The organism is Streptomyces sp. Tek67B01 (genome assembly GCF_055231995.1).
The window spans coordinates 1843083-1858315 of record NZ_JBUYUY010000001.1 but is presented as its reverse complement, the minus strand read 5'-3'; the positions used below and the strand labels follow the sequence as shown (position 1 = coordinate 1858315).

General features: G+C 68.8%; 9 protein-coding genes. 6 read left to right on the top strand and 3 right to left on the bottom strand.

Translation table 11 applies throughout. The annotated features are described in order from the left end of the window. Positions 1 to 69 precede the first annotated feature (69 nt). Entirely contained in the window at positions 70 to 1644 is a 1575-nt protein-coding gene (locus tag ACV7NM_RS08440) for an MFS transporter (protein WP_463409715.1), read from the bottom strand. 312 nt (positions 1645 to 1956) lie between these two features. On the opposite strand from ACV7NM_RS08440, the gene ACV7NM_RS08435 reads away from it, so the two are divergent. The 4 genes from ACV7NM_RS08435 to ACV7NM_RS08420 all read left to right on the top strand — a co-directional run bounded on the left by ACV7NM_RS08435 (position 1957) and on the right by ACV7NM_RS08420 (position 10486). Next, positions 1957 to 5799, top strand: a complete 3843-nt coding sequence (locus tag ACV7NM_RS08435) for a type I polyketide synthase (RefSeq protein WP_463409714.1) — start codon at positions 1957 to 1959, stop codon at positions 5797 to 5799. A gap of 15 nt (positions 5800 to 5814) precedes the next feature. Beyond that, the gene (locus ACV7NM_RS08430; RefSeq protein WP_463409713.1) at positions 5815 to 6435 is read left to right on the top strand and encodes a TetR/AcrR family transcriptional regulator; all 621 of its coding nucleotides are present in this window, start codon (positions 5815 to 5817) and stop codon (positions 6433 to 6435) included. Positions 6436 to 6589: 154 nt separating this feature from the next. Then, positions 6590 to 9346 carry a LuxR C-terminal-related transcriptional regulator gene (locus tag ACV7NM_RS08425; protein ID WP_463409712.1) on the top strand — a complete coding sequence of 919 codons (2757 nt, stop codon included), beginning with the start codon at positions 6590 to 6592 and terminating at the stop codon, positions 9344 to 9346. A 297-nt stretch (positions 9347 to 9643) separates the two neighbouring features. Continuing rightward, complete coding sequence (locus tag ACV7NM_RS08420; RefSeq protein ID WP_463409711.1) at positions 9644 to 10486, top strand: hypothetical protein; 843 nt, start codon at positions 9644 to 9646, stop codon at positions 10484 to 10486. A gap of 54 nt (positions 10487 to 10540) precedes the next feature. Here the strand turns inward: ACV7NM_RS08420 and ACV7NM_RS08415 are convergent, their stop codons facing one another. Both ACV7NM_RS08415 and ACV7NM_RS08410 read right to left on the bottom strand, forming a co-directional pair. Next, positions 10541 to 11812 carry an ATP-grasp domain-containing protein gene (locus ACV7NM_RS08415; protein ID WP_463409710.1) on the bottom strand — a complete coding sequence of 424 codons (1272 nt, stop codon included), beginning with the start codon at positions 11810 to 11812 and terminating at the stop codon, positions 10541 to 10543. Then, on the bottom strand, positions 11809 to 13071 hold the full coding sequence (locus ACV7NM_RS08410; RefSeq protein WP_463409709.1) for an ATP-grasp domain-containing protein: 1263 nt from the start codon (positions 13069 to 13071) through the stop codon (positions 11809 to 11811). Before ACV7NM_RS08410 ends, ACV7NM_RS08415 begins: the two co-directional genes overlap by 4 nt. A 264-nt stretch (positions 13072 to 13335) precedes the next feature. On the opposite strand from ACV7NM_RS08410, the gene ACV7NM_RS08405 reads away from it, so the two are divergent. Next, on the top strand, positions 13336 to 14385 hold the full coding sequence (locus ACV7NM_RS08405; protein ID WP_463409708.1) for an N-acetylneuraminate synthase family protein: 1050 nt from the start codon (positions 13336 to 13338) through the stop codon (positions 14383 to 14385). 7 nt (positions 14386 to 14392) lie between these two features. Then, positions 14393 to 15202, top strand: a complete 810-nt coding sequence (locus ACV7NM_RS08400) for an SDR family oxidoreductase (RefSeq protein ID WP_463409707.1) — start codon at positions 14393 to 14395, stop codon at positions 15200 to 15202. Positions 15203 to 15233 lie beyond the last annotated feature (31 nt).

The window sequence follows — 15233 nt, the reverse complement described above, 5'->3', positions numbered from 1 at the left end:
TGGCTATACGACGGTGTCCCGTCCGGTTGTGGACGGGACACTGTCGCCGGCGGGAAGCCGTGCTGGTGCTCACGGTGCGTGATCCACCACCCGGGGCCGCTCGCTTTTGGCCGGCTGGGCTGGCGCGGAGGCGGCGATCGGTTCTTTGCGCAGCAGGAACGCACTGATCACGGCGGTCACACCGAGGACGGCCACGGCGGTCAGTGCCGCCAGGTTGAGGCCATGGGTGAAGGCCTCACGGCCCGCGTTCAACAGTGATTCCGCGGCCTCGCCCGTCAGCCGGCCGGCCACCGCGTTGGTACCGCCGATGCTGCCCTGCGCGGCTTCCAGATCGGTGCCGGTCAGACCAGTGGGACGTACGTCGGCCATCTGGTGGTGGAAGACGGCCAGACCGATGGTACCGAAAGTGGCGAAGCCGAGGGCATTGCCCAGCTCGTTGGCGGTTTCCGACACGGCCGCCGAGGAGCCGGCGCGCTCGGGCGGGGCGGCGGTCAGGACGATGTCCGCCACCAGGGCCTTCACCATCAGGAGACCGGCAGCGATGAGGGCGACGCCCGCCATCACGAATAGCACGTGGGAGCTGACCCGGACGAAGAAGAGCAGTCCGCAGCCGACCGCCATGACCATCATGCCGAAGGCCAGGAAGTTGCCCGGACGTACCTGCCGCGAGTACTTGGCCGTGATCGGTGCGGCCATGGCCACCACCGGGAATGCGGCGAGCGACCAGAGCGCGGCGGTGAAGGGGCGCATGCCCAGCACCGACATCATGTACTGGTTCACCAGCAGGTTGATTCCGATGAGCGTTCCGTGGACGACCAGGGTGATGGCCACCGAACCGCTGAACGCCCGGTACTGGAACAGCTCCAGGTCGAGCAGGGGGCTGGTCGCCGTGCGCTGTCGCTGTACGAAGGCGATGCCGAGGACCACCCCGACGCCAATGGTGATCACTCCGCCCAGGCTGTAGCCGTTTACGGCCAGTTCCTTCACGCCGTACACGACCGTGAGGATCGCGACGAAGGAGAGCACTGCGCCGAGCACGTCCAGCTTGCCGCGCGCCGGGTCGCGGTGCTCGGGAAGCAGGAAGGGCGCGAGCACCACCAGCAGGGCCATGATCGGGATGTTGATCAGGAAGACCGATCCCCACCAGAAGTGGTCGAGGAGCAGACCACCGATCATGGGGCCGAAGGCGGTGCTGCTGGTGAGCACGCCGGTCCAGGCCGCGATGGCCGTCTTGCGCTGATCGGGGTCGTTGAACATGACGCGGATCAGTCCGAGCACGGTCGGCGTCACCGGCGCGGCAGCCACGCCGAGCAGCGCCCGGGAGGCGATCAGGGCCTCGGGGGTGGTCGCCATGGCCGCGCAGGCCGAGGCGATGCCGAACAGCAGCGCCCCGATGATCAGGAGCTTGCGTCGGCCGATCTTGTCGCCGACCCATCCCATCGGAATCAATAACCCGGCCAGTGCGAACGGGTAGACATCCATGATCCACAGCAGCTCGGGTGCGTTCGGCCGGAGCTCGGCACTGATGGCCGGCACGGCGAAGTTGAGCACGCCGATGTCCAGCATGATCAGCAGCGATCCCAGGGTGAGGACCGCGAGGCCCACCCACTCCTTGGTGCCCGCCCTGGCTTTGGTCTCGGTCATCGCTCTCCCTTTTTGATGTGTACGTCGCACGCTGGAGCGTATCGCATACGCATAGCGTACTGGTTACTCTAGCGAGGTTCAAGTACGCAACCGCGGTCCAACTTTGATCTGGGGTTCCGGCCCGCCATGTGGATTGCCGAGCGGCTCAACCCCCTGTGACCGGTGAGTAGCCCTGAGTTCCATGTGCTGGGGGTTGCTGGACCGAGGGATATGTTTGGACCGGGGTAAACGTTTTTTCGCAGTAACACCCGCTACGGAGATCGGCGAGGGGCTCGGTCGGGCCCACGGGGAAGTCGAAGGGATGCGTCGGGCATGGGGGATCGGGTCAGTGATGCTGTCCAACCGGTCGCTGTCGTCGGGATGGGCTGCCGGTTACCGGGGGCCAACGGGATACAGGAATTCTGGAACCTCCTGACACAGGAGCGGCAGGCCGTCACCACGGTCCCGACGGACCGGTTCGACGCGGCCGCTCATCTCGGACCGGTGGGCAGCCCCGGGAAGACCGTCTCGCGTCACGGCGGCTTCATCGACGGGGTGTTCGGCTTCGATGCCGCCTTCTTCGGCATCTCGCCCACCGAGGCCAAGGACATGGATCCGCAGCAGCGGCTGCTGCTCCAGGTCGCCTGGGAAGCCCTCGAAGACGCCGGGATCAGGCCGAGCAGCCTGGCGGGCAGCTCCTCCGGAGTGTTCGTGGGCCAGGCCACCGCCGAATACGGCGACCTGCCACGCCCGTTGGACCAGCGGGGCATCCACAGCGCCACGGGAGCCCGCATCCGGGCGGTCACCGCCGGACGGCTCTCCTACGCACTGGACCTGCGCGGCCCCAGCACGGTGGTGGACACGGCCTGTTCCTCGTCCCTCGTCGCGGTGCACGCCGCCCGCCAGAGCCTGCTCACCGGCGAGAGCGACCTGGCCATCGCCGCAGGCGTGAACGTCATACTCGCCCCGGACGACGCGATCGCCTATTCGCAGGCCGGCATGCTCTCCGCCGACGGGCGGTGCAAGTTCGGCGATGCGTCGGGCGACGGCTTCGTACGCAGCGACGGCGTCGGGGTCGTCGTGCTCAAGCGCCTCTCGGACGCGCTGCGCGACGGCGACCCAGTACAGGGCCTGCTGCTGGGCAGTGCCGTCACCAACGACGGCCGGGCCAGTGGCCACCTTTTGCGGCCCGCGGTCGACGGCCAGCGCCACGTGCTGCGCAGAGCCTGCCGCACCGCGGGCATCACACCCGGGGAACTGGACTACGTCGAGGCGCACGGCACCGGAACTGTGGCGGGCGACGCGGCAGAACTCCGCGCACTAGGCCTCGAGGCCGCGGTCGGCCGGTCACCGGAGCGGCCCCTGCTGACCGGGTCGGTCAAGACCAACATCGGCCACGCGGAGGCTGCCGCGGGCATCGCGGGACTGATCAAGACCGTCCTCATCGCCCGGCACGGCATCGTGCCCGCGTCCCTGCACCAACGGGAGCCGCACCCGTTGCTCGCCGACGGGGAGTTGCCCGTCCGCGTCGTGAACCGCACCCGTCCGCTGGCGCCGGCGGGCCACTCGGCGAAGCTCGGTGTCAGCTCCTTCGGTCTGTCCGGTACCAACGCGCACGTGGTCGTCGCCGGCCACCACCCGGTGACCGCCCCCGCCGCCCCGCTGGGTGGCGGCGACAACGACAGCGCCACGGACGCGCAGCTGCTGGTCCTCTCGGCCCGTTCGCCGCGCAGTCTGCGTCAGCTCGCCGCCTCCTACGCCTCGTACCTGACCGGTGACGGCGGCCGCGCCCACAGCCTGCGCGACATCTGCGCGAGCGCCGCCTGCCATCGGGACGCACACCCCTACCGCCTGTGGGTCATCGCCTCGAACGCGCGGGACATGGCCGCCAGGCTTGCGACCGTGGCAGCGGGCGAACCGACCGCCTTCGGCGGGATGTCGGAGGTTTCGGCGCAAGAGGGCGTGCGCACCGCCTTCGTCTTCCCCGGCCAGGGCTCGCAGTGGCCCGGCATGGCCAGGCGGCTGCTCGCCGCCTGGCCGGAGTTCAGGGAAGCGATGGACCTGTGCGACCGCGCCGTCCACGCCGAAACCGGCTGGTCCCCGCTCCGCGTCCTCGGTGCCGCCACGACCTCCCTGCCCACCGCCGTGGACATGGTCCAGCCGGTCCTGTGGGCGGTGCAGGTCTCCCTGGCGATGAGCTGGCGGCGACGCGGAGTGGAGCCCCACGTCTGCATGGGACACAGCATGGGCGAAGTCGCGGCCGCTTGTGTCGCAGGCGCGCTCTCCCTCGCCGACGGGGCCGCGGTGATCTGCCGCCGCAGCAAGCTGATGGCCACGCTCTCCGGGCGGGGGGCAATGCTCGCGGCGGAACTGTCCGCCGAACAGGCGGAGGAAATCGCCTCCGGTTTCCCCGAACTCGTCTCCGTCGCGGCGCGCAACGCTCCCACCTCCACGGTGCTGGCCGGCGACCCGGCGGCACTCCAGCTCATCGGCAACCGGCTGCAGGCCGACGGCGTCTTCTGCCGGCCCGTCAACGTCGACGTGGCCTCGCACTGCCCCGACGTCGACGACCTGCGGGAAGGCATGCTGGAAGAGCTAGCCGGCCTGCGTCCCCGCCCGGTCTCCGTCCCGCTGATGTCCACCGTGCGCTGCGCGTCCATGTCCGGCACCGAACTCGACGCCGGCTACTGGATGGACAACCTGCGCCGGCCGGTGGGCTTCGCCGAGGGCGTGGCCGAGGTGGCTGCACGCGGCGAGCACGTCTTCGTCGAGGTGAGCCCGCACCCCGTGCTGGTCCCGGCGATGGAGGAGACGCTGATCGCCGCGCTCGGTGTCTCGGCACGGGTCATCGCCTCGGGTCACCGGGAGCGCGACGAGGACGCCGCGATGACATCCGCCGCGGGCCGCCTGTTCGTCGCCGGAGGCGTGATCGACTGGCACCAGTGGTTCCGGGGCCCGGCGCCCCGGCGGATAGGACTTCCCCACTACGCCTGGGACGAGACGCCGTACCGGAAGGTCTTCGCCGGGGCCGGGACGGGACCGGCCGCCGGAGAGCAGGTCCGGGGAACGCCCATCGGCGACTGGCGCGTCACCCGGGTGTACGGCGTAGCCCCGCTGCCCGCCGCGGCGCCGGTGCTGGCGGCACTCGACACCCCGGTACAGCCCCCCACCGGGACGGTCCACCGGCTCGAACGGCTCACCTTCGGCAAGACGATGGCCGAGGTCGGCGTGACCGCGCACTTGCGGACCGCCTGGCGCGGGCCCACCGCGCCGGGCGCCACGACGGACGTCGTGGTCGAGGCGGTCGGGCCCCACGGCCCGGGGCGGGACGCACTTCCCGTGCTCCGTGGCCGCCTGCGCACGGTCGGCCGGCCGGCCGCCGAGCGGTCCCGGCGCGTGGACGATGCGCTGTCCCGCTGCGCCCGGTACGTGTCCGCCGAGGAGTTCCGGACACTGGCTCGAAACCGCGGCTACCAGCTGCACCCCGGACAGGACGCGGTACGGGGACTGTGGTGGCGCGACGGCGAGGTGGTCGCCCGGATGCGCCGGCCGGAGGCCCCGGCCCCAGTGGCCTGGGAAACGGTCTTCGAGCCGCTGATCGCCGTCTGGCCGCAGGACCGGTCCGGAGCCGGACCGTTCGTTCCGGTCGCCGCGGAAGGCGTGATGCTGCTGGGTGAACTACCCGAGCAGTACTGGGTGTCGGCCACCTGCACCGCGGCCGACGGTACGGACCGGACTGCCCGGGCGGAGGTGACCGTACTAGACGAGGACGGGCGGACCGTCGCCTCGTTCGAGGGAATGGAGCTGGGCCTGCTGCCGGCCCTCCCGTCCGGCGCGGTGCGGGCGATGCGGGCGGTCCAGGAAGCCGGCGAGCCCGCGGCCCCCCGGCGCGCCACAGGGGCGCAAGGAGCTGCGGCCGCCGAGGACGTGCTCGCGGAAGCGGCCGCGCTGCTCGGGCTGGCGCTTGAACTGATGGACCCGCACCGGTCCCTGCGGGCGCTCGGCCTGGACTCGATCCTGGCCGTGCAGCTGCGGCACAGGCTGAGGGAGAAGCACGCGGTGGACATCTCCCTGGGCCGCCTGCTCGGCCCCGAACGCCTGGAGGAACTCCTTGGTACATGGCCGTCGGGCGCCCACGGCCACGACGCGGATGTGAAGACGGCAAACCAAAGTTGAGGAGAGAACGAGCTGATGGTCGACGAGTCACCCGCCAAGACCGGCGGACGCCGCGAGCGCAACAAGCAGAACGTCAGGGCACGACTGTACGAAGCGGCCATCGCGCTCTTCGCCGAACACGGCTACGACGAGACGTCCATCGAGGCGATCACGACGCGTGCCGATGTCGCACGCGGAACCTTCTTCAATCATTTCCACCGCAAGGAGGATTTGATCGTCGAATGGGGAGAGCGAAGACGTGCACGGTTGAGAAGCATTATCGCGGAGGTTGACGTGGCCGGCGGAGATTTCGACGTCGAGCAGCGCCTGGTGGACTGTTTGGTTGCTCTCGGGCAAATAAACGAGGATGAGGGCGACTGTGCCCGGGCTATGATCAAGGCATGGGTCAAGGCTGGCTACCCGCTCTCGGAAGAGCCTTATACGGCCGTGCTGTTCGCTGATGTCGTGGGGACCGGAAAGGCCCGGGGTGAATTCTCCCAGGACATCGACGCGGAGCAGGTCGGAAACGTACTGCGCGACGTCTACTTGGGGTCGCTCTACCGCTGGTGTCGCTCCGAATCCGACACGCCGTTGCAGCCGGAACTCCGGGAGATCACGCGTCTCGTGCTCAACGGAGTGAAGGCGCGGTGCCGTTAGCGGGAGTATTGGTCGGTCTTTACGGCGCGCTATTTCTGCTAGGCGTGGCCGGTGGCTTTCGGGGCGTAAAGTCCCTTCAAGTTTTGATCTTCGCAGATAACGGGGGCAACGGAAGATGGTGGAATATGCGTACTCTGGAGCGCTGGACAGCCTTATGGGTCAGTTCGCCGAGTGCACGGCCGGTGCCGGGCAGCTCGCCTTGGTCACGGGCGGACTGGCGAGCGGCAAGACCCACTTGATGTACGAATTTTCAAGAGAAGTGAGGAGGACGGGCGCACTCCATCTCTCGGCCACCGGCTCCCGATCGGAGTCAACCTTTCCGGTAGGGGTCATCGACCAGCTGTTCCGCAGTGCGGAGATCCCGCCGGAGACGGCGGACCGGATCGCCCGGCTGCTGCAGTCGGACTCGCTCGCCAGGGAGTACAGCCCAGACGACCTGGATCTGAGACAGCAGGACGCCCGGATCATCCACTCGATATGCGTGGAGCTGCTGGAGCTGTCGAGGAACCGGCCGCTCGTCATCAGCATCGATGACATCCAGTTCGTGGACGGGCTCTCGCTCCAGCTCATCCTGCATCTGCGCCGCCGGATGGCCTCGGCGCACGTGATGATCGTGCTCACCGAATGGAGCTGGGCGCACCCGGCTCTCTCGCGGTTCCACGCCGAGATCACCCAGCAGCCGCACCGGCGGCTGCGACTGGCTCCGCTGACCGTCGCCGACGTGTCCGAGCTGCTGGTCCACGAGACGGATCCACAGCTCGCCGAGCTGTACGCCCCGTCCTTCCACCGCTTCACCTCCGGCAATCCACTGCTGGTCCGCGCCCTGGTGGAGGACCTCCACACCGGGCCGGGACCGCGGACCGACGGGGACCCGGCCCAGCGGATCGCCGGACCCGCCTTCGCCCAAGCGGTGCTCAACTGCCTCTACCGCTGGGACACTCGGCTGCTCGATGTGGCTCAGGGGCTCGCCGTACTGGGGGAGGAGGCATCGGCGCCGCTCGTGGGGCAGTTGGTGTCGCTCCCGGTGGAATCGGCCGAGCAAGTGATCCACGTACTGTCCGCGGCCGGTCTGCTGGACGGGTCCCGCTTCCGGCACAGCGCGGGCGAGACCGCCGTACTGAGCACCCTCGACGCGACCACGCGGGGGCGCATGCACGGGGCGGGCGCGCAGCTGCTGCACAAGGGGGGCGCAGACCCGGTGACCGTCGCCGGACACCTCATCGCGTCGAACAGGGCCGTCGGAGACTGGACGGTCTCGGTGTTGAAGAGCGCCGCCGTCCGGGCCCAGGCTGATGACGACGTCGACCTCGTGATCGACTGCCTCGAACTGGCCGCGACCGCCTGCACCTCAGTGGACGAACGCCGTGAGCTGTGGAGGGGACTCGCCCGCGCCGTCTGGCAGCGCGATCCGGCTGCCGCCGACCGGTACCACGCGCCGGCCCGTCAGTCGATGCACGAAGGCAAGCTGAGCAAGCAGGACGCCGTCTCGTTGCTGCGGCAGGCGCTGTGGCAGGGTGACCTGGAGACGGCCCGGTCGGCGAGCGAGGCGTACGCGAAGCTCGAGGGCCCGCGGGACAAGTACACCGAGGCCGAACTCCTCCTGGTCTACCGCTGGTTCTACGGTTCGGTGTCCCGGCACGACTGCCCGTCCGACGAGAGCGCCACCGGGATCGCCGGGGACGCGCGCGAGGAGGACCCGTGGACCCGAGCGGTGAACTCGGTCGCCGTCGGGCCCGCTTCGGCGCTCGGCAAGGCCGCCCTGTCCAGCGCCGAACACATTCTGGAGAGCTGCCGGCTAGGCGAGACCCTGCTCGAGGTCGTCCTCGCCGCACTGCTCACGCTGCTCTGCGGAAACCAGCTGAACCGTGCCTCCGAGCGGTGCGAGGCGTTGTACGCCGAGGCGGTCCGACGCGGCGGCGTGACCTGGCGGTCCGCGCTGGGCGCCGTACGGGCCGACATCGCCCTGCGCAGCGGTGATCTCAGCGCGGCGGCCGCGCACGCGGAGGCGGCGCTCGCACTCATGCCGCCCCAGAGCTGGGGGGTGATGCTCAACTATCCGCTCAGTACGTTGATCCGCGCGCAGACGGGTCTGCGCGATTACGAGGCGGCTGAGGAATCGGTTCGCCAAATGACGTCGGAAGCCATGCCCACCACGGTCTGGGGCCTACGGTTTCTGAGTGCGAGGGGCCACTACTACCTGGCGACCGACCGGGTCCTCGCCGCCGTCAAGGACTTCCAGACCTGCGGCCGGCTTGCCTACGACCACGATCTGGACGTCTCCGAACTCGTCCCCTGGCGCAACGGTCTCGCAGAGGCCAACATGCAGCTCGGTCGGACGAAGGTGGCCCAAGACCTCGTCAAGCAGCAGCTCAACCGGCCCCAAGGCCTGGACATGCGCACGCAGGGCGTGTCGCTCCGGCTGCTCGCGGCCACCAGCGACCTCATGCAGCGCACCATCCTGCTGCGCCAGTCCGTCGACCTCCTGCAGCTGTCCGGTGACCGGATGGAACTGGCACGTTCGCTGGCGGACCTCAGCGAGGCGCAACGCGGCGTCGGCGAGTTCGACGAGGCGAGGGCGACGGCCTGCCGGGCGGTCCAGGAAACGAAGATCTGCGAGTCCGGTGTCCGGCCCGTGCTGGCCCTCCCGGCCCAGCGCGTCGCACCACCCGCGCAGGAGCAGGAGAGGGAGGGGTCCGCCACGGACGCGGTGACGCTGAGCGAGGCGGAGGAGCGCGTTGCCGTGCTGGCCGCGAAGGGGTTCAGCAACCGCGAGATAAGCCGCAGGCTCTTCATCACGGTGAGCACGGTGGAACAGCATCTGACGCGCGTCTACCGCAAACTCGGGGTGAACAGCCGACGTGCCCTGCCCACCCTTCTCCCGCTGCCCCAGCTGCAATCCCACGCGAGCTAGTGCGCGGGCACTAGGGGCCACTAGGGGTATGGACGGAGCGGCCTCGTCAATAACGTAGTTGGCGAGGGACGGCCGATCTACACATCCATGACTCGCCAAGCCATCCCCCCGGGGTGGACGCGCATGGTTTCAGCCGTCCATGAAGAGAGCGGCGGAATGCGTCCCCCTACGGCATGAGCCGCCCTCCCGACGATCGGTTCGGAGCGGCGGGGTCATTCAGCCCCCGCGATCCCGCCCTCCGAGCCGGTCCTCGGTGCACACACGCACCACAAAATCTCTCGCTACGTGGAGGGTGCCATGAGCGGTCTTACACATTGGGAAGCGCTGCGCTCCGGGGACTCCGGAGAATTGATTCTCGCGGTCGACACCCCTCCACGCGGTCCCGCGCCCGCCGATTTCCGTGAGCTGATACCGCTCCTGGACACCCGGCACAGCGTATGGCGTGCCAGGGAACGCGACAGGACCCATCCACGGGGCACGAACCTCGACGAGTACATCGCTCCCTGGATCGACGAGATCCTCGCCGCAGGCCTGCGGGTGCGCGCGGTCCTCGGCTACGGGGTGGGCGGCATATTCGCCGGAGTGATCGCCGACGGAATCGGAAGATGGCAGACGGCCACTCCGGAAGTCCTGCTGTTCGATCCCGAACTCGTCGACTCCGAAGTTGTCGTGGACGAGTTTCGTCGACTGCTCTCCACCGTGTCCCACAACCTCACGAGCCAGGGACTGGACCGGCTGGAGCGCGAGAGCGCGGCCGTACTGGCCGAGGCCGACGACCACGACGTGAGGGCATTGGCCCTCGGCCTCCACGGGGTCCTCAGTCGCGCCATGAACGAGGAAGCGGAGCGGGTCGGTTCCGTCGCGGCGCTTGTCTGGCAGGCCCTGAATCTGGCGTCCGCGCGGCTGGCGTCGCTGGCCATCGCGGACTCGGTCGACGTTCTTCCGCTGTGGTCGGCCGGCACGGCCCTGAGTTCGTCCAGCCCCGAGAGCGGTCTGAGCCGCACCAGGTCCGTGCTGCTCCTGCCGGAGGCCGCCCTCGTCGGCACGGAAATCCTCTTCGAGGACCAGCACGCCGAGGTCCTCAGAAGCACGGCCGTAGCCCGCAAGGCATCCGAGTTGCTGGGCAGTTCGGGCGCCTGACCACGAACCCTCCACGGCAACGCCCCGGCCGCGACGGCCGGGGCGCAGCCGTGTTCAGGCCGTCGGGGCCGCGGCGAGTGCCGCGTCCTGCTCCCGCGTACGGATCACCGTGGAACGCTCGAACCACTCCAGGGCAGCCGCGAGCGAGGCCTCGACCTCGGCCCGCGAGCCGCCCGTCGCGAGTACCGAGCCGATCTTCTCCACGCTCGTCTGCGCGGGCTTGAGGACCGTACCCGGCTCCGCGTGCTTGTGGTACGAGGTGATGCCCGGCACCGGGCACTCGTCGGGGATCTCGGTCAGGGTGCCCGGACGCGGCGGGAACAGGGAGAGCCCGGCGATCCGCGGCGGGACGGCCGGGATCTGCGGCACCTCGTTGCCGGCCAGGGACCGGACGTAGACCTCGGGCAGGATGATGCCGAAGCCGAGTTGGAGGACCTGCTCGATCATGCCGCCGCCCATGCGGCTCGCCACCTCGTTGAACACGAGCCGCCCGGCCGGGTCCCGGAACACCTCGGCATGGAACATGAAGGTGTCGGGCGACGGCAGCGCGGCCAGGGCCGCTCGGGTGATCTCCCGCAGCGGCTCTTGCAGCGGATCGTCTGCATCCAGCAGGGCGCTGTGCAGGGCCTGCCCCGCCATGATGTCCAGGCACGAGGTGTCGCCCTGGGTTGAGGGCCACATCAGCCGTAGCGCCCCGGCCGTGACGATGCCGTCGACGTGGAACAGCTCGTGCTCGATGTACTTCTCCGCCAGCAGCTGAGCGCCATCGTCCGTGCCCAGCTCGCGGTGGTCGGTGAGGAGGGAGCCCAGGCCGTCCGCGTCCCGGAGAACCTGAACTCCCATGGAGCCGCCACCCCGTCGAGGCTTCACCACGACCGGGTAGCCGTGCTCCTCGACGAAGCCGAGCAGGTCGTCCAGATGACGCACCGGGGCGTAGGGCGCCACCGGCACGCCGGACTTCTCCAGCAGCTCCTTCATCCGGAGCTTGTCGCGGAACGCGACCGCGCTGTCGGAGTCCTGACCCGGTACCCCGAGCAGCCCACGCAGCCGGGCGGCGCGCAGGATGTCGAACTCCGACAGGGCGATCACCCGGTCGAAGCCCAACTTCCGGTGCAGCTCCAGGGCGTGCTGTTCCACCAGGGGGTTGAAGTGGAAGTCGTCCACGATCTCCACGTGCGCGTACCCGGCGAGCTGCTCGGCGCGAACCGCCGGGTCCGCCGAGACCGCCGCCGCGTCCGTGAGCAGCACCGCCTGGTGCTCACTGCCGATCCATTCCGGGAACCGCCGTCCCGAAAGGGGAGTCCGGTTGAGTATCAAGAATCTCATCGGACCTCCACGGAGATGGTGTCGCGGAATTCGTGGAATCCGTCTTCCACCGCTTCGGCGGTGTCGGCGGAGAAAAGAACGTGGCCGTGCGCCGCCGAAGCGTGGGGCGGAACGAGAACCTTGTCGCCGATCTCGCCGTACAGTACGACCTCTTCGACGCGTTCGTCGTTCGCGACCTTGTCCATGCCGTGTACGCCTACGAGTTCACCGGCCTGCTCGGCGAAGAACAGGTAGAAGCCGGTGGGCTTCGCCGGCTGCGGCGGAATGAGATCGACTTCACGTCCCGTGGCCGCGTCGAGCAAGGCGTCGACCATGTCGATGCCGGTGCTGAGGAGTACGGACTGATATACCGGCCCGCCGCCCAGGCGTGCTGCCGTCTCCAGAATAAAAGGATCACCTTCCGCTGTAATCCGGAACTCCGTATGTGTGGCTCCGGTGTCGATACCGAGCGCACGGTGAGCGGTAGCCGTCGCCGCTGTGATGAGGGCCACAAGATTCTGCGGAAGGCGTGTGGGAGTTGTGTAGTAGACCTCTTCGAAGAAGGGCCCCTCCATGGGAAGCGGCTTGTCGTGGATGGCCACTACATGCGTCTCCCCGTTGACGATGAGAGATTCGACACTGATTTCGGAGCCGGGTACGTAGGCCTCCAGAAGGACGGCCTCGCCGTACTTCTCGCGGGTGCTCACGTGCAGCGGGTCGTGGGTGAAGCCGGTCCACGCCCCGCGCTGGATGGTGTCGAAGTGCTCCGCCAGCTCGGCGGCGCCGTCGACACGCCGCACGTACTTGCTGCCGCCGCCGATGAGCGGCTTGAGGACCAGGGGGTAGCCGATCGTCGAGGCCGCCGCATGAGCCTCCGTCAGGTCGCGGGCCAGCGCGAATCCGGGCTGGCTCAAATTCGCCGTACCGAACGCCGAGCGCATCGCGTACTTGTCGCGTGCCAGGTAGGCGGCCTGCGCGCCCACGGAGGGCAGGCCGAGCTCGGCGGCGACGGCGGCGGCGGCGGGCACGCTCTGCTCGACGAACGTCACCACGCCGCGGATGGGTTCGGTTTCCTCCGCCGCGAGCAGTCGGGCGGCCTCGAGGGTCTCCTGGAGACTGGCCGTGTCCGCCGCGATCACACGGTCGACGAAGGCGGCCTCCCACGTCGCGTCCTTCATCACCATCAGGAGACGCTCACCGCGCTCCTGCGCGTAGCGCCGCACCTGTGCGAGGTGCTTACGCCGGCTCAGGTTCCGGGTGTGCAGTAGGAGGATGCTCACAGTTGTCAGTCTCTCAATTCGTTGAAGAGTCGGGCCAGGATGAGGTATTGGGAATCGCGGCCCGGCCGAGCCCGCTGTGCGCGAGATTCGGACATACGGCGCCTACCGACAATAGGCCCTGATTGCACAGGGGTTGGGGCACATATGACGAGTGCCTTCGGCATCAGACCATGCTAGCGTTCTGAAGGTCAATCACCCCGGGGCGATGGGGGCAGACTTGCCGAGCCGCCCGACCGGGGGATTTTTCAAGCGGGGGATTTAACAATGGCACGCACCATCACCATCGGCGACACAATAATCACCGACAGTGCAGACGCATATGTCATAGCGGAGATCGGCCACAATCACGGCGGAGATCTCGGTCTGGCAGCAGAGCTTGTACGTATGGCCGCCGAATCCGGCGCGCACGCTGCCAAGCTGCAAAAGCGGGACAACAAGTCGCTGTTTACCAAGGCGATGTACAACCAGGCGTACACCGGTCGCAACAGCTATGGCGCGACCTATGGAGAGCATCGCGAAGCGGTGGAATTCGGAGAGAAGGAGTACCGGCACCTCGCCGGCGTGGCGGCCGAGGCCGGCATCGCGTTCTTCTCGACCGCTTTCGACTTCGAGAGCGTTGATTTCCTCGCGGAACTGGGCATGCCGGCCATCAAGATGGCCTCGGGTGACCTGACGAACACGCCGCTGCTCGCCTACGCGGCGAAGACGGGTATCCCGCTGGTCATCAGCACGGGCGGCGCGGACATGGAGGACGTCCGCCGTGCCGTCGACACCATCCTGCCGCTCAACTCCGAGCTCGCGGTACTCCAGTGCACCGCCGCCTACCCGGCCACCCCGGACGTGTTGAACCTCTCGGTCATCAGCTCCTTCCGGGAGGAGTTCCCGGACGTCGTCGTAGGCCTGTCGGGCCACGACGTCGAGGCCGAGTCCAGCGTCATCGCGTACACCCTAGGCGCACGCGTCGTCGAGAAGCACGTCACCCTGGACCGCACCATGGCGGGCAGCGACCACCACTTCTCGCTGGAGGCCGGCCACCTGCGTGCGCTTGTCGACGGCCTGGAGCGGACCCGTCGCTCGCTGGGCAGCCCGGTCAAGCAGGTGCTGCCGGTCGAGCAGCCCGCCCTGCACAAGATGGCCAAGAAGCTCGTCGCCGCCCGCGACCTGCCCGCTGGCCGGATGCTGACCGTGGACGACATCGCCATCAAGTCGCCCGGCGACGGCCTGCGGCCATATCTTCTGGACGAGTTGGTCGGCCGTACCCTGCTGGCGCCGCTGTCCGAGGACGACGACATCCAGCTCGGCAACCTCGGCTGAACGCGTCGTGAGTGCACACATCGATCTCACCGGACAGGTCGCGGTCGTCACCGGTGTACTGGGCAAGCTCGGCGCGATCTGGACCGACGCGCTTCTGGGCGCGGGGGCGCATGTGGTGGGCCTGGACCGGACGACGGTCCCCCCGGACACGCTGACGGCGGTCGTCGACCGCCACGACGCCGAGCGCTTCCAGCTCGTGGAAGGCGATGTCACCGACTCCGAGAGCCTGCAGGCGGCCCTGGCCGCCTGCAGGGCCTGGGCCGGGGCGCCGACGATCCTCGTCAACAACGCGGGCATCGACCAGCCTCCGTCCGCCACGGGCGGCAGCTGGCTCTTCGGGGACATCCCGGCCGAGGTGTCCGCCGCCGTCCTGGACGTCAACGCCCTCGGAGTCCTGCGGGTCTGCCAGGTCTTCGGCTCAGAGATGGCCCGGAACGGTGCGGGATCGATTGTCAACATCGGTTCCCTGTACGGGTCGATGGCCCCCGATCCGCGCCTGTACGAGCACCTGCCGCAGGACCCGCCGTTCCTCAAGCCGCCGGCCTACGGGATGTCCAAGGCGGCCGCGGCTGCGCTCACTCGGTACCTCGCCGCGTTGTGGGGACCGGCGGGCGTGCGTGTCAATACGCTGTCGCCCGGTGGTGTCAGTGGCGGTCAAGACGACGAGTTCCGCCGCAAGTTCAGCGAGCGCGTCCCACTGCAGCGGATGGCGGAGGCATCGGACCTGACCGGTCCGCTGCTCTTCCTCGCCTCCGAAATGAGCAGCTATGTCACGGGCACCGAACTGCTCGTAGACGGCGGTTACGTCAGCTGGTGAGGCACACGCCGCCCGCCTATTTCTGGAGAAG